This window comes from Synechococcus sp. C9 (assembly GCF_022984075.1).
Taxonomy (GTDB): Bacteria; Cyanobacteriota; Cyanobacteriia; order Gloeomargaritales; family Gloeomargaritaceae; genus Gloeomargarita.
Map to the genome: position 1 here is coordinate 2,280,414 of NZ_JALAAD010000001.1, position 22,090 is coordinate 2,302,503.

The 22,090-nt window shown below is 52.2% G+C and carries 19 protein-coding genes; 12 read left to right on the forward strand and 7 right to left on the reverse strand.

What is annotated here, in order from left to right; all coding sequences use genetic code 11:
- Positions 1 to 68: 68 nt before the first annotated feature.
- Both MLD66_RS11175 and MLD66_RS11180 read right to left on the reverse strand, forming a co-directional pair.
- Positions 69 to 395, reverse strand: coding sequence for a hypothetical protein (locus MLD66_RS11175; RefSeq protein WP_247217897.1), 327 nt, complete (start codon positions 393 to 395; stop codon positions 69 to 71).
- A 244-nt stretch (positions 396 to 639) separates the two neighbouring features.
- Entirely contained in the window at positions 640 to 1,632 is a 993-nt protein-coding gene (locus tag MLD66_RS11180) for an extracellular solute-binding protein (protein WP_247217899.1), read from the reverse strand.
- A gap of 278 nt (positions 1,633 to 1,910) precedes the next feature.
- Here MLD66_RS11180 and MLD66_RS11185 point away from each other — a divergent pair, with 278 nt between their 5' ends.
- The 6 genes from MLD66_RS11185 (at position 1,911) to MLD66_RS11210 (ending at position 6,795) form a co-directional block, all read left to right on the forward strand.
- Positions 1,911 to 2,267, forward strand: coding sequence for a hypothetical protein (locus tag MLD66_RS11185; RefSeq protein WP_247217901.1), 357 nt, complete (start codon positions 1,911 to 1,913; stop codon positions 2,265 to 2,267).
- A gap of 9 nt (positions 2,268 to 2,276) precedes the next feature.
- Positions 2,277 to 3,356: an ABC transporter substrate-binding protein gene (locus tag MLD66_RS11190; protein WP_247217903.1), complete on the forward strand. Its 1,080-nt coding sequence runs from the start codon at positions 2,277 to 2,279 to the stop codon at positions 3,354 to 3,356.
- A 54-nt stretch (positions 3,357 to 3,410) separates the two neighbouring features.
- Entirely contained in the window at positions 3,411 to 4,601 is a 1,191-nt protein-coding gene (locus tag MLD66_RS11195; protein WP_247217905.1) for a pyridoxal phosphate-dependent aminotransferase, read from the forward strand.
- Between the two features lies 1 nt (position 4,602).
- On the forward strand, positions 4,603 to 5,310 hold the full coding sequence (gene psb29 / locus MLD66_RS11200; RefSeq protein ID WP_247217907.1) for a photosystem II biogenesis protein Psp29: 708 nt from the start codon (positions 4,603 to 4,605) through the stop codon (positions 5,308 to 5,310).
- Positions 5,311 to 5,352: 42 nt separating this feature from the next.
- The gene (gene rbfA, locus MLD66_RS11205) at positions 5,353 to 5,739 is read left to right on the forward strand and encodes a 30S ribosome-binding factor RbfA (RefSeq protein WP_247217909.1); all 387 of its coding nucleotides are present in this window, start codon (positions 5,353 to 5,355) and stop codon (positions 5,737 to 5,739) included.
- A gap of 288 nt (positions 5,740 to 6,027) precedes the next feature.
- Positions 6,028 to 6,795, forward strand: a complete 768-nt coding sequence (locus MLD66_RS11210) for a SinI family restriction endonuclease (RefSeq protein ID WP_247217911.1) — start codon at positions 6,028 to 6,030, stop codon at positions 6,793 to 6,795.
- On the opposite strand, the gene MLD66_RS11215 is transcribed toward MLD66_RS11210, so the two are convergent.
- Positions 6,775 to 8,202, reverse strand: coding sequence for a DNA cytosine methyltransferase (locus tag MLD66_RS11215; RefSeq protein ID WP_247217913.1), 1,428 nt, complete (start codon positions 8,200 to 8,202; stop codon positions 6,775 to 6,777). The genes MLD66_RS11210 and MLD66_RS11215 overlap by 21 nt on opposite strands.
- A gap of 248 nt (positions 8,203 to 8,450) precedes the next feature.
- Here MLD66_RS11215 and MLD66_RS11220 point away from each other — a divergent pair, with 248 nt between their 5' ends.
- The 6 genes from MLD66_RS11220 to MLD66_RS11245 all read left to right on the forward strand — a co-directional run bounded on the left by MLD66_RS11220 (position 8,451) and on the right by MLD66_RS11245 (position 19,596).
- Positions 8,451 to 9,266 carry a M48 family metallopeptidase gene (locus tag MLD66_RS11220; RefSeq protein WP_247217914.1) on the forward strand — a complete coding sequence of 272 codons (816 nt, stop codon included), beginning with the start codon at positions 8,451 to 8,453 and terminating at the stop codon, positions 9,264 to 9,266.
- Positions 9,267 to 9,313: 47 nt separating this feature from the next.
- On the forward strand, positions 9,314 to 10,480 hold the full coding sequence (gene hemH, locus MLD66_RS11225) for a ferrochelatase (RefSeq protein WP_247217916.1): 1,167 nt from the start codon (positions 9,314 to 9,316) through the stop codon (positions 10,478 to 10,480).
- Positions 10,481 to 10,551: 71 nt separating this feature from the next.
- The gene (locus MLD66_RS11230) at positions 10,552 to 11,022 is read left to right on the forward strand and encodes a hypothetical protein (RefSeq protein WP_247217918.1); all 471 of its coding nucleotides are present in this window, start codon (positions 10,552 to 10,554) and stop codon (positions 11,020 to 11,022) included.
- Between the two features lie 43 nt (positions 11,023 to 11,065).
- Positions 11,066 to 14,452, forward strand: a complete 3,387-nt coding sequence (gene mfd, locus MLD66_RS11235; protein ID WP_247217920.1) for a transcription-repair coupling factor — start codon at positions 11,066 to 11,068, stop codon at positions 14,450 to 14,452.
- Positions 14,453 to 15,002: 550 nt separating this feature from the next.
- On the forward strand, positions 15,003 to 19,130 hold the full coding sequence (locus tag MLD66_RS11240; protein WP_247217922.1) for an NINE protein: 4,128 nt from the start codon (positions 15,003 to 15,005) through the stop codon (positions 19,128 to 19,130).
- 157 nt (positions 19,131 to 19,287) lie between these two features.
- Positions 19,288 to 19,596 (forward strand): DUF760 domain-containing protein, encoded by a 309-nt coding sequence (locus tag MLD66_RS11245; RefSeq protein WP_247217924.1) that lies wholly within the window; start codon positions 19,288 to 19,290, stop codon positions 19,594 to 19,596.
- Here the strand turns inward: MLD66_RS11245 and MLD66_RS11250 are convergent.
- Genes MLD66_RS11250 through MLD66_RS11265 form a run of 4 tightly spaced genes read right to left on the reverse strand, consistent with a single transcriptional unit; the run spans position 19,575 to position 22,087 of the window.
- Complete coding sequence (locus MLD66_RS11250; protein WP_247217926.1) at positions 19,575 to 20,165, reverse strand: hypothetical protein; 591 nt, start codon at positions 20,163 to 20,165, stop codon at positions 19,575 to 19,577. The genes MLD66_RS11245 and MLD66_RS11250 overlap by 22 nt on opposite strands.
- Before the next feature lie 44 nt (positions 20,166 to 20,209).
- The gene (locus MLD66_RS11255) at positions 20,210 to 21,007 is read right to left on the reverse strand and encodes a hypothetical protein (RefSeq protein ID WP_247217928.1); all 798 of its coding nucleotides are present in this window, start codon (positions 21,005 to 21,007) and stop codon (positions 20,210 to 20,212) included.
- Positions 21,008 to 21,015: 8 nt separating this feature from the next.
- A complete protein-coding gene (locus MLD66_RS11260) occupies positions 21,016 to 21,453 on the reverse strand; it encodes a DUF488 domain-containing protein (protein ID WP_247217930.1) in 438 nt (145 codons plus the stop codon).
- Positions 21,446 to 22,087, reverse strand: a complete 642-nt coding sequence (locus MLD66_RS11265) for a DUF488 domain-containing protein (RefSeq protein WP_247217932.1) — start codon at positions 22,085 to 22,087, stop codon at positions 21,446 to 21,448. The genes MLD66_RS11260 and MLD66_RS11265 overlap by 8 nt, the downstream gene beginning before the upstream one ends.
- Positions 22,088 to 22,090: the final 3 nt, after the last annotated feature.

Sequence of the window (22,090 nt, forward strand, 5' to 3'; positions counted from 1 at the left end):
GTAACCCATTTTTAGAAGTGCCCTTAAATCAAATACTCATATCTTCTTTATCCGAGTCCCTACTGCCTTTACGCCGCTAAGATCACAACGACGACCAGCACAATGATCACAGGAATCAGTATTCCCAGCCCTGTGGTCACGAAAGGAAGGATCAGAGCGGTCACAATTCCCTGCAGACCCGCCCAAATAAACCCGAAGACCAAGGAGAACAGGGACGCCAGCCATTGCACAATCAGAATCAGCCCCGACAAGGTGAACCCCAGCAGAAAAATCAACCCCTGCACTAAGCTGGCAATCAGGGAAATCAACGCCAGCCAGGACTCTTCCGGTGGGGAGTCAGGTGGATTTTGGGCTAGAAGAATTGGTGTTATAGACCAAAGAGCGAATAAATTCACGGATCACTTCCGTTTTCGATTGGTTCGTCTGATGGCAATAATACTCGAGTGCTCGATTCTCATCATCGCTGAGACGGACACTTAGATGCTTAACTTTGTCAGCCATGACCCCTCCCAGATCGGTAAATGTAATCGTACCAGAGCGATTTCCAGACCAGTACAATTCGTTGCAATCCTCAATGAAATGAGACGAGATTTTGTAGTTTTGTGACAAAGACTGCTCATTCCAGGGCAGGTATTCTCATCATGCCATCGGGGGGAGGGTGACCCACCACTGGCGAAGGGATTGGTACTCTGCCTGGGTGGCCGCATCCATAGGTAGGAAAAATTCGTACTGTTTGAGCTGGGGGGCAAACGGGGACCAGGCGAACCCTTGGGCGGTCAAACTCTCAAGCTGTGGCGGTTCCCAGCTAAAATTCAACCAAGCCTTGACCGGTTCGGTCGGGGATTGCCCCTGGGGGAGCACCCACCCATCTGCCCAAATCACACCGCCTCCGGGTGGCACCACCACCTGAATCTGGGGGTAACGCTGGGCGACGGGAAGCAAGTCACTTGACCAGCCCACGGCCATGGCCACATCCCCCAGCACCAGGGGTTGAATGTAATGCTGGTCGCTATACAAACGTATCTGCCGATGCAGGGCTTGAATTTGGGCTTTCAGGTCAGCGATGGGCCAGGGTGCCGGGGTATTGATGGATAGCCCCAGGCGGATGAAACTAATGGCTAACAATTCTCGGAACTGGGCAATGGCACTCACCCGTTGGTACAGGGCGGGTCGCTCCAGGTCGTCCCAGGTTTGGGGTTGCCAGTCCAATTGATCCCGGCGGTAGGCCAGCACCGTCGTCCCCCAGCGGTAGGGCACCCACCAGAGTTGTCCCTCGGACTGGCTCACCCCCTGCCATTGGGGCGGCAGTTCCCCCCAGCGGGTCAAGAGGTTGGGGTCAAGGGGGGCCAAACGTTGCGCTTTGCGAGCCAGGTCTAACCAAGCCAACCCCAGGGTCAGCAGGTTGGGCGGGTCGGGCTGGGCTAATTGGGCGTATAGGTCGGGGAGTTGGGGACGCATGTGCAGTTCCAAGGGATAACGGCGGCGAAACCGTCGCCACCACAGGGAGGGCAGGGAATTTTTCAACACCTCTATCCGCAGGGCAGAAGCCGGGTTGGTAGCGGTACAACCGACCAGCACACCCATTCCAGCCGCCAATATTGCCCGTCGTGACCAAGCCCGTTGCCCTACCATTCCATCTTTATCCCTAAGTTTCTGAGATCATCATAAATTTCATGCGATGGGTCAAGGCAGATGCTCAGAAAATCAAGACAGGCTTGGTGTACCTGTGACCTGTTTTTAGATTTGCCCCTAACCCTATTGAGGATTGTGTTGCAAATTGGCAAAAAATACCATCCTCGGCAGGCAGAAATTTGGGGGAAGTAAATGACGAAGCAATATCTCCACAGTTCATTTTTAGGGATGTCCTTGACAAATTTTGACCAGGAATGGCATGATTAATTTCGTTTCTGATGCGATTAGTAAAACGTACCAAGGATGTGATCAGCATGGAATTAGAATTTCTATTGTTGGGATTAGAACCCATCGTTGCCCTGACAGTTGGTGCCGGTGCGATTGTGGTGGGAGGGGGTGCTCTGGCCCTGTCCCCCGCCTTTGGTACGGTTTTGGGTAAACCGGAATTGGCGAAAGAATTGCAAGAATCCGGTCGCTCGATGGTCAAAACCGGCATTGTCCTGAGCATGGATGCCTACGACAAGGTGCAAAGCGTCTGGACGGAAACCAGCAGTAGCGTCAGTCAGCTGGTGGAGGAGGCGAAGGCGGAGGCGAAAAATGCCCGCCTGCACGAGGAAGTCCAATCCGCTAGTTAACTCGCCCGGATGCGACGACGGGTTGGCCTCCTGGGATTGGGGGCACTAGGACTCACCGCCTGCAATCGCCCCCAGGCACCAGCGGTCATTACCCAGCCCCGGGTGCGTTGGCGTTTGGCGACCAGTTGGCCGACCGCCCTGGATACCCTGTTTGGGGGGGTGCGCGCCCTGGCGGAGCAGGTGAAACAACTGACGGATGGACGGTTTACCCTCACCCCCTTTGCCGCTGGGGAAATTGTGCCGGGTTTGCAGGTGTTGGATGCGGTGCGTTCCGGCACGGTGGAGGCAGGGCACACGGCCAGCTACTATTACCTGGGGCAAAATCCGGCTTTGGTGTTTGGAACTGGCTTACCCTTTGGTCTCACCGCCCAACAGCAAAATGCCTGGTGGTACGCCGGGGGGGGGTTGGCGGCGATGCAGTCCCTGTATCAGGATTTTGGCGTTATTAATTTCCCGGCGGGGAATACGGGTGCCCAGATGGGGGGGTGGTTTCGGCGGGAGGTGGTCAACCTCAGTGACCTGCAGGGCTTAAAAATGCGTTTGCCCGGTTTGGGGGGCAAGGTGATGGCGCAGATGGGGGTGAATGTGCAGGTTTTGCCGGGGAGTGAATTGTTTTTAGCCTTGGAACGGGGTGCCCTGGATGCGGCGGAATGGGTCGGACCCTATGATGACCAGCGGTTGGGTTTGCCCCGGGCGGCGCGTTACTATTACTATCCCGGTTGGTGGGAGCCGGGACCAAGTGTGGAACTGCTGATCAACCGGCGGGCGTGGGAGCAACTGCCCAGGAGTTACCAAAATGCCCTGGAACAGGCGGCACAGTCTATGAATCTCGCCATGCTCTCCCAGTACGAAGCCCGCAACCAAACCGCCCTGCAAGCCCTTGTTGCCGGGGATACCCAACTGCGGCGGTACAGTGATGACATTCTCCAAACCGCTTGGCAGGTGACCCAAGACCTTCTCGCCGACCAGAGTCGCCAATCCCCCGCTTTCCAAAAAATCTACCAACCCTGGCAAAAATTTCAAAAAGATAGCCTGAACTGGGGCAAAACCGATGCCTTGAGTACGATTCAACGGTTTTTGGCTCCCTAAACCGGGCACGGCTAAGCGATAATAAATTTTTAACCTGAAGCAGTCCCTAAGCCCGTGTTATCCGAACGTATCTTGCAGGTGCAACCCTCCGCCACGCTGGAAATTACCGCCCGGGCGAGGGCGATGCGTGCCGCCGGTGAGGATGTGTGTAGTTTTGCCGCTGGGGAACCGGACTTTGATACCCCCGCATTTATTCGGGAAGCAGTCAAAACCGCTTTGGATCAGGGCAAAACCCGCTACGGGCCAGCGGCGGGGGAACTGGTATTGCGGCGGGCGATTGCTGAGAAATTTCGGCAAGACAATGGTCTGAGTTACACACCGGAGCAGATTTTGGTCACCAATGGGTGCAAACAAGCCCTGTACAACCTGATACAGGTGATGATCCAACCGGGGGATGAGGTGCTGATCCCCGCCCCCTACTGGGTGAGTTACCCGGAGATGGTGCGCTTGGCTGGGGGGCGACCGGTGGTGATCCCGACGGAGCGGGCAACCGGCTATAAACTCACCCCGGAGCAATTGGCAGAGGCGGTGACCCCCCGCAGTCGCTTGCTGATTCTCAATTCCCCCAACAATCCCACCGGGGCGGTGTACCAACGGGAGGAATTGCAGGCGTTAGCTGAGGCGATCCTGCGCCATGACCTGTGGGTGATCAGCGATGAAATTTACGAAAAATTGGTCTATGACGGGGCGGAACACCTGAGTATTGCCGCCCTTGGGGAGGAAATTTACGCCCGTACCCTGGTGTGCAATGGCTTTGCCAAAGCCTACGCCATGACCGGGTGGCGGGTGGGGTATGGAGCCGGATCGCCTGAAATTATCGCTGCCGCCGCCAATCTCCAGGGGCATAGTACATCGAATGTTTGTACATTTGCCCAGTATGGAGCCTTAGCCGCCCTGCAAGGTCCCCAGGCGGAATTGCACCGGATGCGGCAGGTGTTTGGCGAACGGCGGCGGTTGATGTGCGATGCACTGGCGCAGATGCCCGGTTTGGGGTTGGCACCACCGGCGGGGGCATTTTATATCTGGGTGGACATTCGGGCGACCGGGTTAAATTCCGTCCAATTTTGCCAGCAGGTGCTGGAGCAATATCAGGTGGCACTGGTGCCGGGGCGAGCCTTTGGGGATGACCAACACGTGCGGTTATCCTACGCCACCGACCACACCACGATTGCCAAGGGCATGGCGCGGTTGGCACAGTACCTCGGTCATTTAGCCCCGCTGTCGGTGGGGGATGGGAAGCGGTAAAATGAAATACGGTTTGTCCGAAGGAACTGCTCCCGTGCCCCCGATTCCCACTGTTGCTGATACAAAACGGGCTTTTTATCAATACCATCCCCGCCCGATCCACTCGGTGTACCAGCGGGTGGTGGAGGAATTGTTGGTGGAGATGCACCTGCTCCAGGTGAATGTGGGGTATCGCTATCATCCCCTGTACGCCCTGGGGGTGGTGACCAGTTTTGATACCCTGATGGCGCACTACACCCCGACGGCGCATCGGGACTCGATTTTTCAAGCCCTTTGTCGGGCGTTGAACCACGACCCGGAGACCCTGCGGGCGGATGCCCAGCGGTTAAAAAACCTGGCGCAAGGGGAGGGAGGGACTGCCCTGCGGGCTTGGTTGGCACAACCGGAGGCACCCTTGTCTGCCGATGACCCCCTGCAAAGGGAACTGCAAAGCTGGCTGACCCCGCCCCCGCCCAAATACAGCCGGTTGGTGGGGATTGGTTTGCTGACCCTGGTGCAGTGCGTGTTGCCCCAGCAAGAGGAACAATGGCTGTCCGCCGTGCAAACCCTGGCGCGGGCCTTAAATTTGAATGGGGAAAAAGTGGAGCGGGATTTAGACCTCTACCGCAGTACCCTGGAACGACTCACCCAGGCGCAGGCGGTCTTAGCGGACATCCTCAAAGGCGGCAAGGCGAAAAACCCTGCCCTACCGGAAGTCCCTGCCTCGTGAGGTGAGGATCACTATGGCAATTTCTAGGAGGGGAACCAAATCATGGCTACCAGTCGGCGGGTCGAACGGGTTGCAGAACTGATCAAGCGGGAAATCAGCCAGCTTTTGCTCAGCGGCATTAAAGATGACCGGGTGGGGCAGGGCTTGGTGAGTGTGACAGCGGTGGAGGTGTCCGGGGATTTGCAACACGCCCAGGTGTATGTCAGCATCTTTGGCTCCCCAGCCGTCCGGGCGCAAACCATGGCGGGGCTGGAATCCGCTACGGGCTATGTACGCACGGTTTTGGGGCAACGGGTGCGCCTGCGTCGTACGCCAGAGGTGGTGTTTCGGGAAGATACATCCCTGGAGCGGGGCAGTCGGGTGATTGCCCTGTTGAACCAAATCCGGCAAAATCAAACCCCCAAGGAAGGGGACTCCCTGCCCAGTTAACATTTAGTTTGATACAGTCTATTTATCAATTAAAGGATACAAAAAGCCTCCATCATTCTCAAGGCTCAGAATAATTGACTCACGGCAAGTGGGGTTCAACTGTATCCCATAAGCGCTTAAAAGACTGTAGTTCGACGGTTTTAGGTCTGGGCTGAGGCAGTAGCTGAGACTTTTTCTGTTCGAGAACAACCGTTTAATCTTTGAGCAGTAAATCCAGGAACATCCCTGTGGCGTACAATTGTGGACATTTCTGTTGCATGATTTATAACTTCAAAGGAAACACATCAGATGTCTATGAACTTCCATAGCCTTATCAGCACTTCTGATGAGGAAAACTTTTTACAGATTTTTAAGGATGCTTTCTCTGGACAGAATAAGCAGTTTCTGGAAGCGCACGACACTATTCTCAGGGCTTGTTACAGAAATCCCCAACTTGCTCCAACCACAAAAAAGGCTAAAACTCCAGAAGAGTTAGCCAAGGTTTGGTTAGAGAAGTATGAAAACGGCTATAAAAATAGAATTTCACGACGCATATCACAACTTCCCCACACAGTTGCTGATCCAATTGTCAATACAATCATCAATGCTCGATTAACAGGACTAACTACAGAGCATCTTGAACAAATCAAATATGCCCACAGGTTGTCAATGTCTGCCGAGAATATTTTGGGATTACTTTTAGAAGAATTTTTAGCTGATAAATTGGCTAGATATGGCTGGTTTTGTTGTTGGGGAGAGTCAATTCGCCATGTGGATTTTTGTAATGTTGATGGTTCTCTCTTGCAGGTCAAAAACCGCAGTAACTCGGAAAATAGTTCGTCTTCTCGGGTAAGAATTAACCAGCCCATTGAAAAGTGGTATCGGGTTGATGCTGTAAATGGTAACTATCAATGGTCTTATTGGCAACGTAAATATAATAACGATGATGACTTTTCTGAAGAAAAATTTATTGGTTTTATTCAGCAAGTTTTACAAAGAAATCCCTGTGCTTTAGCCGTTGAAGCAGACAACTATTGGAAAAGCATATCTGAACACTCAGAGCAAACTCAAAGTTAATTGTTTAGTTAATGCTTCATCTCTATAACCCATCTCCTTCAGCCAACTGACATCATCAGTATTGTGGTAGCGGGAGTAGGGGAAATCGGGATATATTCTAGGCTCTTCACCCCTTAGATGGGTTAATAACATTCTCGCAATCGCTCTTCCTAGAGAGCAAGGAACGGCATTACCCACTTGCCGATATTGATCGAGTAAAGTACCTGCAATCATCCAATCATCTGGAAATTCTTGAATGCGCTTATATTCCTCAATGCTAAGGGGTCTATCCTCTTCTGGGTGAGCTAAATCTGTGGCAGGCATAGCGGGATGAGTGACCAAGGTAGGGGCTGGTTTATCCCAAGCCAACCTGCGGTAAAAACCCGTTTTACCTCCTCCCGCATGATAGGAAGTTCCCAGTGCCTCTTGATGCAGCTCTTCTGGCAAGTCCCGCCAGTATTGCCCTGGTTTCAGTAATCTATAATACTTGAGCCGTTTTTCTGGAAACTTGACAAAATGATGTCCATCCTTAGGCAGACCTGCTAAAGCCTCTCGTAAAGTCTTCCATTTGGGCAGACCATATAATTCTTTTTCGGAATGAGTGGGGGTGAGATAGGGCAGTTTTACACCATCACGACTACAAGCAATGATCAGTCTTTCTCTTTGCTGAGGTGCTCCAAAATTAGCTGAGTTATAGAGGTTGAAAGAAACGCCATATCCTGCATCTTGTAATTTTTGAATAATGAGAAGCAATGCACCGCCTCTTCGTTCATCTTGGGATAATGGTGGAAAATTTTTGCCTCTCATTTCATGGGGTCGATGTTTTAATGGCGCAGACAGTAATCCCCTGACATTCTCAATCACCGCAAATCTGGGTTTAAGTTCAATGATTAAGTCAACGAACCTTAAGAAAACATTGCCTCGTTCATCGTTGAATCCTTGGCGCTTGCCTGCACTGCTAAAGGCTTGACACGGTGGTCCGCCAACAATTACATCAATCTCATCAGTTGAACTCAGTCCTGCATACGCTCGAATTTCTGTGGCTGAGTAATCCCGAATATCCCCAATCAATGCCATGTCTGGTCGATTGATCTCAATCGTTTGTCGAGCGGCGGGATCAATTTCACAAGCAAGGAGTACTTGGATGCCTTCTTTTTCTAGCCCCAAATCCAGACCCATACAGCCAGAAAAAAAACTCAAGGCTTTTAGCTCAGGTTTGCTGAACGAGCGTCGCCCATGATCAGGGATTTTTAGGCTTCTATTCTCTCCTTTAACACGGTAGCTCTGCACAGATTCTGATGCTACAATCCACCGACTACTAATCCTTTCCCCGCTGATTTCGCCATACCGAAGTAGCTGGCGTACATATTGCTCTGAGCAGTTTAAGATTTCAGAGGTTTCTTTTACAGAGAGGTATTCGGTAACCATGCTTTCGGTTGCGAAACTAAAACTAGGTACCCATCCTACTGTCAAAGTATCATGCGTGCAAGTATTGTGAACCAATGTTCTTGTCTCAGTGTCTTGCCTAAAGTTAGCGTCAGTCGTCGAACACAGTCTCCGGATGCACCCCCCGGACGGAGGGTTTGGGAATTGTTGCCCGCCACTTCAGCGGGATTGCTATAGTATCAACAGGTATTTTGCGTACTTGAAACTAAAACCCTGGAAACGTTTAGACTGTGGGCGAAAAACGGCGTTTATTAGGTTTGCGGGCAGAGCAATTCCGCCACCCTTGGGACCGGGAAGCCACCCAAGCCTTGCAACAAGTTCCCGGACTGGATGGGTTACTGCGGTTGACCCTGGGGACAGCGGCACAGGAATGGTTTTACTTGGAAAATATGGCGACTGGGGTGCAGGTAGGATGGAATCAACTGCCCTGGCTGTACGAATTACTACAGGAAGCCTGCCAAATTTTAGACATGGATGTGCCCTACCTGTACCTGCGGCAAAATCCCCAGCCCAATGCCTACACCCTCGCCATTCGGGGGGATAAACCCTTTATCGTTTTGCATACCAGCCTGATGGAACTGCTCACGCCTGCCGAAATCCAGGCGGTGATTGCCCACGAATTGGGACATTTGAAGTGTGAACATGGGGTGTATTTGACCCTCGCTAACCTCTTGGTTTTAGGGGTCGCCCAGATTCCCACTTGGGGGATGTGGTTGGCGCAGGGACTACAGACATCGTTATTACAATGGTTGCGCTGTGCCGAGTTGAGTTGTGACCGCGCCGCCCTGTTGGTCGCCCAGGAACCCCAGGTGGTGGTGCAGGTATTGATGAAATTAGCCGGGGGTTCCCCCTCATTGGCGCACCAATTAGATGGGCAGGCATTTCTCGCCCAAGCCCGTGCCTACGACCAGCGGGGGTGGAGTTGGCTGAAAACCCCCCGCACCTTGCCCCTGACCCATCCCCTACCGGTATTGCGGGCACAGGAGATTGACCGCTGGAGCCAAAGCCCCGCCTATCAACGGTTGGTGGCAGGCAAAGAAAATTAGGCTAAACTTAAATAAATGTAAAAATTGTCAGGACTGGGGAAGGGGTCGTGAGCCAACGCCTAGGGGTGCTGTTATTGAATTTGGGGGGACCCGAGCGGTTGGAGGATGTGCGACCGTTCCTTTACAATCTGTTTGCCGACCCGGAGATTATCCGCTTGCCCCTGCCCTGGTTGCAAAAACCCTTGGCTTGGTTGATTGCCACCATGCGTCACCGCCGTTCCCGAGAAAATTACCGGCAAATTGGGGGCGGCTCTCCCATCCGGCAGATTACCGAACAGCAGGCGCAGGCTCTAGCGCAACAACTCCAGCAGATGGGGCAGTCGGTGCGGATTTATGTGGGTATGCGCTATTGGCATCCCTTTACCGAGGAAGCCATTGCCCAAATTGAACGGGATGGGGTGGAAAAACTGGTGATTTTACCCCTCTATCCCCAGTACTCTATTAGTACGAGCGGTTCCAGTTTGCGCCTATTGGAACGGTTGCGGCAGGCGGGAACCTATCTGGCGCAGATTGAGCATACGGTGATTCCCTACTGGTATCAACGCCCGGGTTACATCGAGGCGATGGTGGATTTGATCCGCCAAACCCTGGACAATCTGCCCGCCCCCGACCACGTGCATTTACTGTTTAGTGCCCACGGGGTACCCCGCAGTTATGTGGAAAAGGATGGCGACCCCTACCAGGAACAGATTGAAACCGGGGTGGCGCTGATTATCAAAGCCCTCAATCGTCCCAACGCCCATACCCTCGCCTACCAAAGCCGGGTGGGTCCGGTGGAATGGTTGCAACCCTACACGGAGGATGTGATCCCCGAGTTGGGGGCGCGAGGGGTGCGGGATTTGCTGGTGATTCCCATCAGTTTTGTTTCGGAACACATCGAAACCTTGCAAGAAATTGACATGGAATACCGGGAACTCGCCCATCAGAGCGGGATTATCAATTTCCATCGGGTACCGGCTTTGAACGTCCACCCCCGGTTTATTCAGGATTTGGCTGAAGCGGTGGTTCAAGCCAGTACATCCCCACCCGTGCCGCTCAATCAGGTGATCAACATTCAAAAACCGGTGAAAATTTATCCCCAGGAGCGTTGGGAATGGGGTTTAACGCCCACCGCCGAAGTTTGGAATGGTCGGTTAGCAATGTTGGGTTTTATATTTTTGTTAGTCGAAATGATTACCGGCTGGGGACCTTTGCATTTAGTGGGTTTGATGTAATCGCTAGGTAATGGTGAAGGGATGGGCAAGTGGGGTTACGTTAAGATAGACAACATACCCCAAGCAAACCCATGAGCAATCCGGTTACGTTAGAAAGCATTGCCGAAAGTGTTGCCCAAAATGCCCAGCGCATTGAGCAGGTAGCGGAAAACGTTGCCCAAAACACCCAGCGCATTGAACAACTTGCAGAAAATGTTGCCCAAAACACCCAAAGCCTTACCCAGACCAACCAACGGGTGGAGGACATTGCCCACAGCCTTACCCAGACCAACCAGCGGGTGGAGGACATTGCCCACAGCCTTACCCAGACCAACCAGCGGGTGGAGGACATTGCCCAGAGCCTTGTCCAGACCAACCAACGGGTGGAAGCGATTGGTCATGATTTATCCCAGTTGCGGATTGAAGTCACCAAATTTAACGACCGCATGGAAACCTATCAACGGGCGAATGACCGTTTGGTGAATTTAGCACTTTCGATCATTACTGGGGGGACAGTAGCGTTGATTGTGGGGATGATTTTACTAATCGTGCGGGAAGTTTAGGGGATGACCGCCCTAAAATAAAAATCCCTGCCCTTTGCGAGCTATGGTCTGCGCTTCCCTGTGCCAATATCTGGCGCACCTGCCCCTGGTGCAACAGTGGGCACAAAAAATTCACCCCAGTCATCCCCTGGTGCTGTCCGGTCTGCCCCGATTTGGTAAGGTACTGCTGGTGAATGCCCTGGCGCAAATACGGGCACAACCCCTCCTGGTGATCACCCCCAATTTGGAAGAAGCGGCGCAATGGACGGCTTTAACCGAACAGATGGGCTGGTCGCAAGTAGCTTGTTATCCCACCGCCGAAGCCTCCCCCTACGAACCCTTTGACCCGGAACCGGAAACCCTCTGGGCGCAGTGGCAGGTACTCACCGACTTACAAAGTCCTAACCCGCCCAATGTCATCATTACGACCGACCGGGCATTGCAACCCCACCTGCCCCCGCCAGAAGCCTTTGCGGAACTATGTATCACCATCAATCTCCAAGACAGCCCAACCCTGGCGACGCTGGTGCCAACCTTAACCGCCCTGGGTTACAAACGGGTGGAACAGGTGAACGCCGAAGCCGAATTTAGCCAGCGGGGGGACATTTTGGATGTGTACCCGGTTGCCCATGAATTGCCGGTGCGCCTGGAGTGGTTTGGGGATACCCTGGAATCCCTGCGGGAACTCGACCCCCTCACCCAACGGGCGTTGGAACCCCTGACCGAAGTGCGCCTCACGCCGGTGGATTACCGAGCCTTGGTACTGCCCCGAATGCCTGATTTGGCACCCCATTTCACCGGCTACCGGCGGTTTCTCCCCCAAGCCTTTCCCCAGGTAGCGTCCCTGCTGGACTATCTACCCAGCCACACCTTATGCGTCATTGATGAACCCCAGCAATGTCGCCTGCACCATCAACGCTGGTGGGAACACGCCCAGGAACAATGGGAACGTTCGGCGCAATCCGAGGGGATTTCCCCCATCCATGCCTCCTGGGAAACGATACAAAATCAGTTGGTGAACCAGCCGCAAATTCACTGCCACGAGTGGAGTAGCGGAGAAGGCATTAACCTCAATCCCCGCCCAATTCCCAACACCCCCCACCAGTTTGCCCCCCTCGCCGAACTGATCCGCCAACATCGCTCCCAGTGCCGCACCTGGATTTTTTCGGCGCAACCCTCCCGCTGTGTCGCCGTACTCCAAGAGCATGACTGTCCCGCCCAGTTTGTCCCCAACGCCCAAGACCTGAATGCCATCCAACGGCTGGGGCAGGAACATACCCCCATCGCCCTCAAATACACGGGTTTGGGGGAATTGCAGGGGCTGTGGTTGCCCGCCTTGAGCCTGCTGGTACTCACGGATCGGGAACTATTCGGTCAACACCATCTGGGCACCCCCACAGCGAACCGCCGCCGCCGCCAAGCCCAATCGCTTCAAGTTGACCCCAACCGCCTGCAACCGGGGGATTATGTCATCCATCGGCATCACGGGTGCGGGCAGTTTTTACGCCTGGATAAATTGGAAATTGACGGGCAAATTCGGGAATATCTGGTTTTACAATATGCGGACGGTTTACTGCAAGTGGCGGTGGATCAGGTGGGTAGCCTGTCCCGGTATCGGGGGGGCGGAACCCAGAAACCCGAACTCCATCGGTTGGCGAATAAAACCTGGGAAAAAACCCGGGAAAAAGTCCGCAAAAGTCTAAAAAAATTAGCCGTTAATTTACTAGAATTATACGCCAAACGGGCGGAACAGACCCGGACTCCCTATTCCCCAGATAGCCCTTGGCAGAAGGAATTAGAGGATTCTTTTCCCTATGCCCTCACCCCGGATCAAGCCAAAGCCATTCAAGCGGTGAAAGCGGATTTAGAAGCCCCCCGTCCTATGGACCGTTTGGTGTGCGGGGATGTGGGTTTTGGCAAAACCGAAGTGGCAATTCGAGCCATTTTCAAAGTATTACTTGCAGGCAGACAGGTGGCTTTACTCGCCCCCACAACCGTCTTGGCACAACAGCATTATCACACCCTTAAAGAGCGATTTGCCCCCTACCCCATTCAGATTGCTTTGCTCAACCGGTTTCGCAGTCCCCAGGAGCGCAAACAGATTCTTGCCAAACTCAAAACCGGGGAATTGGACTGTGTGGTAGGCACCCATCAATTATTAAGTAATACGGTGACATTCCGGGATTTAGGATTATTAGTCGTGGATGAGGAACAGCGGTTTGGGGTCAATCATAAGGAAAAAATCAAAGCCTTAAAAACCACCGTAGATGTATTAACCTTAACCGCCACCCCCATCCCCCGTACTTTGTCGATGGCTCTATCGGGATTGCGGGAAATGAGCCTGATTACCACGCCACCCCCCTCCCGTCGCCCCATTAAAACCCATTTGATTCCCTACCAACCGGAGACCATTCGTGCCGCCATTGCCCAGGAGTTGGATCGGGGGGGACAGGTGTTTTATGTTTTACCCAAAATTGCGGGGATGGAAGCCGCCATTGCTCAAATTCAACAGATGATCCCCACTGCCAAAATTATGTTGGCGCACGGACAATTAGCCCCAGAGGAATTAGAAGTCGCCATGCTGGCATTTAGTAACGGCGAAGCCGATATTTTGGTTTGCACAACCATTGTGGAATCCGGGTTAGATATTCCCCGGGTGAATACGATTATTATCGAAGATGCCCATCGGTTTGGTCTGGCGCAACTCTATCAACTGCGGGGGCGGGTGGGGCGAGCGGGGGTACAGGCGTATGCTTGGCTGACCTACCCGAGCGAGGAATTGCTCACGGAGGAAGCCAAAGCCCGTCTGCGTGCCATTCAGGAGTTTACGCATCTCGGTTCCGGTTACCAACTGGCACTGCGGGATTTGGACATTCGGGGGGCGGGGGATATTTTGGGAGCGGAGCAGTCGGGGCAGGTCGCCGCCGTCGGGTTTGACCTGTATTTAGAAATGTTACAGGAGGCGATTCAAGAGGTACGGGGGCAGGAAATTCCCAGCGTGGATGACACCCAAATTGACCTGAATTTAACCGCCTTTATTCCTGCGAATTATATGCCCAATTTAGAGCAAAAATTAAGTGCCTATCGTACCCTGGCGACCGCAGAAACTCCCCAGGAATTAACCAAAATTGCCCAGGAATGGGTGAATTCTTACGGTGAGTTGCCAGTGCCAGTAGTGCAGTTGATCTTAGTCATGCGGGTGAAATTACTCGCCAAACAATTGGGCATCAGCCGTATTCGCCCCGATAAACCCCACGTCATTTTAGAAACGGCGATGGCGGCACCCGCTTGGCAACAATTGCTGACAGGATTATCCCCAAAACTCCATTCCCGGTTTGTCCACACCCCCGGCAAAATCACGGTGCGGGGACTGGCGACCCTACCCCCGGCGCAGCAGTTGGAACAATTGCTGAACTGGTTTCAGGCAATGGTGCAACGGCGGTCGGAGTGACCACTCCAGTTGGTGCGGGTACAGCCATATCCCCCGGCAAAAAGGAACGGGCGGTGACAGCAACCAAAGCCACCCCAAAGGTAAGTACCAGCAAAAATGGCAAAATGAAACGGGTAAACCACGTCATCGCAATCCACTCCTGAAGGGGGATAAAAACACTGTTTTCAAAATTTTAACAAATCTTAAATCGTAGGTATAGAGGCATTCTACTTGATTTACAAACAGAAATTCCCCAGAACCATACACCGCAGGTGCTTCTTTTACGGGGGCGATGCCCTGCGACCCTTATTCTAAACTGAGTTGAGATGACTATGTCTGTGAATACCAAGGTTACTAAAAACCAGCACGGGGCGGTGCCCTGCGACCCTTGATTTTGTCAGGATATTTGCAAGTATAAAACTTTTGCTCATAATTCATAATTTGAATGATATTGCTATAGCATTGGCGATAGATTCAACCCTACCCATTTTCACAGCCAGCCAGCCCCACGTATGCAACACATTTGCGATACATTCACGAGATCAATCCGTCACCCACACTACCTTTTACCATGAACGTCAAACCAGGGTATGTCCTGAAATTTTCGCCCCCAACCGCACGGGCACTGGTCGCTGGTATCCAAGATTGGCAGGAGCGGGGATTACTCCAGGGGGCAACGGTGGCACTCCAAATCCAACAACACCAGGGGGAAACGGATTTAATCTTAAACGCTACGACTTCCACACAAATCTCTGAACTGGCACAGGGATTAGCGGCTTGGGCGGAACTGAATCTCATTACTTCGCCCATCCAATGTAAAGTCATTTTACCCCAGTTGTCTGAATCTTTACTCATGGGTTTAGACCATTGGTTAAGCAGTGGATTGGTTGCCGATCAAGTCGTGCGGCAGTTTTGTCAAACCTATTGGTGGCAACCCTTGACCGGGGTAGGAACTCCGGCGGCTGGAGGGGGGAAACCCCTTTCAATGGTCAGAGCTTATGCCTTGTGGGCGTTGGGATTTTTGGGGGTGTGTGGTTTACATCGTCTGTACTTGGGACAGGTAGTGCCGGGGTTGTTGTGGCTGTTTACCCTGGGGTTGTGCGGTTTCGGGCAGGTAATTGATGTATTTTTGATCCCCAATTTGACCCAATCGGCTAACCGGCGGCGGGGTTTGGTTCCGGCTACGGTTACTCCTACTTCTGAGCGAGCGCCCCAACCCCAATTGTTGCGGTCATTTCGGGCGGAATTAAGCGTCCTCTGGCTGGCGCTGGTGGGGGTATTTTTGGTACTGCTTTCTTCGGTGGTATTGGCGGCGAGTGTGTGGGATAGCTTGGGAACCCTGGGGCAATATGGGCTTTTGTGGTTCTATACCCTGGGATTTGGCGGTATGGCATTGTGGTTACGTTCTAAGGACAATGTGCCATTAACTGCCCTCATGCTCCAGGTGGCAACCGTACTGCTGATTCCCGTTAATTTTTGGACAATTGACCAGTTGGGGTTATGGTCGCAGGGCTTGCCAATTGTGCCGTTGGGGGCGGGCTTGGTGTTGACCGGGCTGGGGTTTTGGTTGCAGGGGCGGACGGCGATGCCCTGGGGGTTAGGACTGGTCTTGCTCCTGCCCTGGTTGCAATCTGGCTGGCAAAGTCCTGGCATCATTTACAGTACAGTGTATGGCGGAAGTTTACTAACAACTGCTGTACTTTGGCGGGGTCGCCATGCCCCTTGGTCGAGTCTGACTTGGGTGGGCATTTTTGGTGGGCTGGGTTTGCTGATTGTCCGAGCCATTGATACGCTTGAGCCGCCGTATTATAACCTGGCATTGGCGATTGGTCTCAACGGTTGGTTAATTGTTTGGTTAACCCGTTCTCAATCATTACAAATGTGGGGGTTGGTGGGGTGGATTTTAACGTTTTTGGGTTGGTTTTTGGCGATCCCCACTGGTTTTTTGCCTGATGGTCGTTGGTCATGGCAGGCTTTGGTGATGGTCATTTTGCTGGGTGAATTGCTCTACTATCGCCTGCGTTCACGGCAAGAATTTTCCGCACTGTTGGGCTTGTTTGGTCTGCAACTGCAAGCCCTCTGGTTACTCTGGGGAGCAATTCCTAGCCCGGGACGGGCGCAGATTTTGACCTGGGCGGAACAGGTGGGGGGAACCCTGGGGATGCCTACCGTATTGCTCAGTATTTTGTGGTTACCGGCGGTGGGGTCAACCATGCTGGCAAGACAATTATTTGAGAGTTGGTCAGCCCCAAAGTTAACCAAATTGACTGGCATTTTCGCCCTGGCTTTGGGCAGTAGCTTGTCCATACTTAGTTTGAGCAATCCCACCTGGCGGATTTTGGTTTGGGGGGGCTGTGGGTGTTATTTGGTGTTCTGGTTACGCCGTCAATTGCAGGTGCAACTGGGGTGGATTTACCTTCTGCAAACCCTGTTTTTAAGTACGCTTTTATTTGCAGTGGATCGGCTGGCACCAAATTTGCCAACGGCGATTTGGGTACTGCTTTTGTTTGCACTGGCGGCGGGGCAATGGTGCTGGAGTTGTACCGATCACCCCTGGGGGCGCACCGGTTGGCTGGTGGGGCTGGTACTGATGGGGTTGGGGTATAGGGAATGGTTGCCCTGGGTATGGGGGGGGACTGCCGTCAATGGCTGGGTGTTGAGTGCGTTTATCCCTGGAATTTTTCTCAGTATTTTGTCCTGGCAGTCGCAGTGCATAGCTCCCCGCTGGTGGGTGGGAATTTCCCTGGTGAGCGTGGTGGGGAGTGCCATGTTTCTACCCCCTGGATGGGAAATGCCGGGACTTTGGCTGGCGACGGGGGTGGCGGCGCTGGGGGCTTGGCGGTGGCGGCATGGATTTCCCGGCGTGGTGGCACTGAGTCTGGGGTTCGCCCTATGGGCTAAACTGGTTGCCCAATTTTTGCCCCAGGGCAGTTGGTCGGCGGGGGTCGTCTGGGCTTATGTGCTGTGGGTCTGGGCGTGGCGGCATTACCTCACCCAGCGGTTGCGCTCTGTCAATTCTATCAATAACGTTTATGCCCAAATTTGTGACGCTTGGGCAGGGGTTGTCACGGGAATAATGTTAGTATTTTTTACATATGAAATTTATACAGATTACCGGTATTATTTGGCGGATATGTCCCCGCCATCGGTGTGGTCGCTGTGGGTGGTGGGGGTGCTGACCCTGGGCTTGGGGTATCGCCTCTATCAGCAGGTGCATCCCTGGGTGGGGTATGGGTTGGTGTGGAGTTTGGAAGTGGGGCTGGCTTTGAGTGCATTATTCACCCCCAATCCTTGGCTGATTTTGGGCTTGGGTAATGCGACTTTAGGTACACTTGCACTACTGCTGTTGGTATGGCGGCAGGCTTGGGGTACGGCGTTGGTTGGCGTTCCCCTCTTTTATGGGGTCATCGGTGCGTTGGTGGGGTTGGGGACGAGTTTGACGGCGTTCACCGGTTGGATGTCGGTGGCGTTGGGGGGGATGAGTCTGGGGGTGGGGTGCAGGCGGGAGCGGTGGCAACCGTTGACCTATGTGGGTATGGGCATCATTACCCTGGGCTTGTACCAATTTTTGGTGTACCAATTACTGCAATTACCAGCGGGGAAACCGGGGGATGGGTGGATGATTTTGGCTGGCTTGGGGGTGATTTTGAGCTATGCCTATATGGGCTTGAGGGTGGGGTTAAGCCATTGGTTGGTGCGGTGGAATGTGCCGGTTTTAGCGGTGACACGCATGGGGCATGGGCATTGGGGGCTGGCGGTTGGGTTGGCGGCGATCCGTTTTGGCTTTCCCACCAGTACCAATGGGGTGATTGGTAATGCAATTGTATTGGTTTTATGTGGCGTTTATGCGCTAGGATATGGTCGGCAGTCAGGGCGGTGGGTGTGGGGCGGTTTGGCGACCCTATTGGCAACGTGGGGGGATATTTTGGTGTTGGTGGTGCCGGAACATACCTTGGTAAATTGGGCGGGGACAGGGGCGAGTTTACTGGGTGTACTGCTGATGTCTGCACCCTGGGTTCGTTGGGGTTGGTCGGATGTCCGCCCTTGGCAACAGGTGGGTCTGCTGATTCCGGGGGTGAATGTATTGTTACTCGCTGGGATTGCTGGCGGGGAGATGGTCACTTGGGCAAACCTTTGGGTAACGGCGGCGTTTTATGCCTGGTCTGCCAAGCGGGATGTGCGCCGGAGTTATGTGAGTTTGCTGTTGTTGGATTGGGGGTTGCTGAAATTTTTGCGGGAGCAGGGTTGGCGGACGTTTTTAATTTATGGGCTGATTGTGGGGGTGTCTTTACTTTATATTGCCCAGATTGATCCCTATTGGCGCAGGGATGACACCCGAGAACGGCGGCATTTTCTCCGCTGTGTGGCGACGGGTTTGCTTGGGCTAACGGCGATTTGGGAATCCCAGGGGGCTTGGGTGCCGGGGTTCTTGACGATGGGTTTGGGGTTGGGCTTGGCGGGGTTGGGCTTAGGACTGCGGGTGCGGGCTTATTTGTTTAGCGGTACTTTGATTTTTGCCCTACAAGCCTTAATTCAAGTTTGGATTTTTATCACAACGTACAGTATTTTGCTCTGGGCACTGGGGCTGGGGTTGGGTATGGCAATGCTCTGGGTGGCGGCTACCTTTGAAACCCGACGTACCCAGGTCATGGCACTGATGCAGACCTTTTTTCAGAGGGAATTGGCAAGGTGGGAGTGATCGGGGTAATCGGGATGTCCATTGTAACCATTACCAGGATAGTATTCTCCTAGAATTAATTAAAATGAACCAAGCTAAACAAAGTTCGGTTTCTCCCACTGTAGTTGATGCTGGGGTTTGTTAACGTGATCTTAGGTTGTTATTCATACTTTTGCCTATGCTTGGAGCAAATGAACTAGAGACCAACCATCTTTGGGAATATGTTCAATCCCTGTCCCCGGAGGTCGTGGAACAATTGTCCCTGCCCACCAGCCCGGAAGCCCGTCAGGTGATGGAACGGAACATTTTGGGGCTATTGGGGCATCTGCCTGCGGAACATTTCCGGGTGCAAATTACCGTAGATCGGGAGCATTTGGGGCGGTTGCTGGCTTCAGCGATGGTGAGTGGTTATTTCCTGCGGAACGTGGAACAGCGCTATGCCCTCGACAACTATTATCGTTCCCTTCAGGATTCCAACCCCTCCTGACCAAATTCCTGTAGTGCCCGCACCAATTCCCCGTAGGCATCCGGTGACATCCGTTCTGCCAGCAGGGTGAGCAGAGGTCGAAAAGCGGGTTGGGGTGGAGCCAGAGCCTTGCGCCCCAACTCACTAATCAGTTGTACCAGCTGGGTGACATCCCCCAGACTCCAATTCATCGGTTCAATAATGACGGTCTTGCCATCCCTAACCGTGCGTTGGCGGGTGACAGGCAGGCTCAAAATGGTATCCACTTTTCTTTGTAATGCCCGCACGTAGTCCCACTCGGTTTCCCGCCACTGTTCCTGCCGTTGCCGCCAAACGTCCTGCTGGTGCTGTTGCTGGTTATTGTAATGCTGTTGCCATAACATCGCTAAATACTGATCCCAGGCGGCGGCACGTTCGACCCACTGCCAGCGGTTGAGCCATTTGGACAACTGTGCGAGGGGATAATTCTGACACAGGGGTTCCAAGCGGCGCTGGGCACCCATTTCCCGATAGCGGCAAAACATTTGGTATGCCCGTTGGGGTTCCCGGGGTTGCCGCTCCCAAGCCGGTTCGTGCAGGAGTAACACCATAGCTCTAGTGTAAACCAGAACTTTTCTCCGTTCCAATGGTACTTTTACTCAGGGGTGGGAAGGGTTTGTAGAAATTGCACAACAGCTTGGGCTTCGGAGGCTGTCAATTGGTAGCGGGATTCTTTAGAAAATTGGGTTTGTAAATAACTCCGTCCTTCGGTAATGGTCCATCCTACCCGTTGCATTTCCTGTCCAATGATTTCAATTTCGGGGAGTAGTTCAATGACTCCAGCAACCAAGCGATAACACATCGGTTCTGGATCATTTTCCCCTTGCCAAGGTTGACCAAAACTCATAGATAACAAGCAATGATTACTAATCGATTGCCCCTGGTTTAATTTATTAATCGTGATTGGGTCGGTAACGCTAAAACCTATTTTTTCGGAATCATAAATATCATCTAAAATAAATACTTTACACTTACCATATTGATTCCGTTCCCATCGTAATTGTTTGGCTTCAATAAGTTGCAACGTCTGAGCGGGTTTAATTTTATTCAAATAAGCAGAAGGAATTTTGCGACCAAATTCTGGATAAAGTAATTGCTGTTCACGGTAACGTAGAATCTGAATAACCTCTGCTTTTCCTACAATGTTCCAGTCCTGACTTTTATAGAGGCGATTTTCTCTTTCATACCCAGAACTTCGTTCGTTGGTAAGCGGTATATCTACAATGTCTAATAGGTTAATTTGCTCCGATGGTATCGTACTGTCATTCGTAGGAATTCGTCCATCATCTAACTCGGATACAGGGCGCACCCATTCACCAGAATCAACAGTAATGCCAGCAATACATCGCCCTTGATGTTTATAGGAATTCGCCAAACAAATGACCCGCCGCATAACCACTCCTAAAGATGAATGATTTGGAGATTATTTAACCGAGATTGCAGATATTCTGCCGCTAAACGCCGATGGCAGTAATGGGGTTTATCTTCGCTACACAAAAAGCAAGCCTGGTCTAAATCTTCTGGTTTTAACAAGGATTCTATCTGCCGTTTTTGAATCAGTTCTAAATAGGCTTTTTCGTACTCATTCCAAGAAATTTTTTTCTTTTTATATCCATCTAAAACATCTTGGGTTGGAGCCAATGGTAAACAATGTTCATATCTGATTTGCCCAATTTTATCTAGGAAATACTCCAGGTCAGATTGTTTAGCAAACCCTGATAATTGGGAGGTATTATTTAACCGAGTATCAATTAGTTTTTTCACCCCAGCTTGTTTTAATCCCTCAAAAAATTGAGCGGCAGATTTACGGGTGAATCCAATCGTAAATAATTTAATCATCGTGGTTCTCACCTTGTTCTTTTTCTACATAAGCAATCTTTAACCCTTGGCGGCGGTAGGCTTCCTTTAATCGTTCTTCTTGGGTTAATTTGGGCGTGGGATCATCCGCAAATAAAGAAAGTTGGTCTCCCAATTTTTCCTCCTGTAAGTGGTGTAGTTTTAACATTCGTTCCTCTAAATCCTCGTGATATTCTAAAGAACCATCATGGAGAATATGACCGATTTCTAAGTTAAAGGGCATTAAATGTTGACAAACTAAAATCGCCCGATGGCAGGTGATCGGGTCTTTTTCGGCACACATTAGCGCAATCCGATGGCTTTGCACCCCTTTCAAAATCCGTTTAATTCCCTGGGAAAATTCTGGGGTAGCGGCGATATGTTCATATAGGGCTTTTCCATCCACATAGCAACTGGGATTTTCAGGACGGGCACCTAGTTCTTTCCCCAAAAATACATAACGAATTTCCGCTTGGGGTAAATGTTTTTCTAAAACTTGGCGATTAAATTGCGGCAACCGTCGGCTGTAGGGCATGGAACGCACATCCGCCAAAGCCGTTACATTATGTTGTTGAAGCAGGGCAATAAAATTCTCCAGCGAATGATGAGAATGCCCAATGGTAAACAACGGTTGCATGAC